General features: G+C 34.5%; 1 protein-coding gene. It reads left to right on the plus strand.

Translation table 11 applies throughout. From position 1 onward, the window contains the following. Window positions 1-545 precede the first annotated feature (545 nt). Complete coding sequence (locus tag AAC854_RS22545) at window positions 546-1,025, plus strand: hypothetical protein (RefSeq protein ID WP_340619046.1); 480 nt, start codon at window positions 546-548, stop codon at window positions 1,023-1,025. The last annotated feature ends 202 nt before the right edge of the window (window positions 1,026-1,227 follow it).

Raw genomic sequence — 1,227 nt, forward strand, 5'->3', positions numbered from 1 at the left:
AAGCGACCACGAAAAACACGGGGTTACAATACGCCGGATGAGCTATTTAAAGGTACAAAAACTCATTTACTTCGTTTATAACGATGTTGCACTTAATATGTGAATCCAAGCAATTTTATCTTCATCTTATTTGTTGTTTTTTTCAGAAATTAAAGGCCGGATAACTATTCTTAACGGCACGAGGGAGTGATTTGTTTAACGAAAATATATTATTGAATTGATTTATTGTTTTTATTAATTCAGGATGAAGTTATATTTATTTTCTTTGTTTTTATATTTTATGCTGGCATTCTATTAGCTCAAAGTTCATGAAGTTTATCACAAAAAAACACATAATTCAGTGCCATTTAGTTCAGGATGACTTAGGCTAAAAACGTTATAATTACCATGTTCTATGATATAAACTCTTTTGTTTAGGGTTGTAGACGACATATAGAAGCCTCAATGGTCGAACCCATTGAGGCTTCGCCGTTTATGACGGTAGGGATATACATTTTTATTCTTGATTATTGATTCATTTTAGTTTTTTCGTTATTGAATTAATCATGAAAATAGTTAAATTAGATACATTGAATGTGCTGAGGAATGGATTAAAAGAAGTGATGAATAGTACCAATGAAAAGCGTAATAACAGGCAGAATAAAAAACACACTGACTATTTTATTCCTTATAAAACGACATATGATTTTCGCGTAAGTAAAAGGGAGCCTAATTTAATCAACATACTGAAACAGGTTCAAGGCTATGAATATGGCTTTTTTACCGTATTAGGTGTCCGTCCTTGGTCTCAACGGAGTGACGGTAAAAGTAATGCAATTTATGTTGTCAGATGCCGGTGCGGTAAATATGCGGTCAGGACATTAAAAGCCATTAAAAACCCGAATAATATTAATGACATGTGTGTGCATTGCCAGCATCTATTTAATCAAAGACGTAAAGAAATCTTTCACACGACAGGAAGCGATGTAGATTTGTCAGAGCTAACCGGAATTAAATGTAAAACTCCTTTGGAAATTAAAGAATAAAAAAATAGTGTCGTGTTTCGGGATTGAATTTTCAGAATGCGTCTTATTTTCCATACGTGAGAGTAGTTTGTTTTTACGGTAGTAGTCTATTGGTAACCATTCACCAGCCCTGTATTGACTAGCAGGAAAGCAGATTAAAGACATCCGGATAGGGCTGTTTTCGGGTCACCGCTGTCGCGATTTCACTGAGTACATCCAGTGC

It is taken from the genome of Xenorhabdus entomophaga (assembly GCF_037996725.1).
Classification (GTDB): Bacteria; Pseudomonadota; Gammaproteobacteria; order Enterobacterales; family Enterobacteriaceae; genus Xenorhabdus; species Xenorhabdus khoisanae.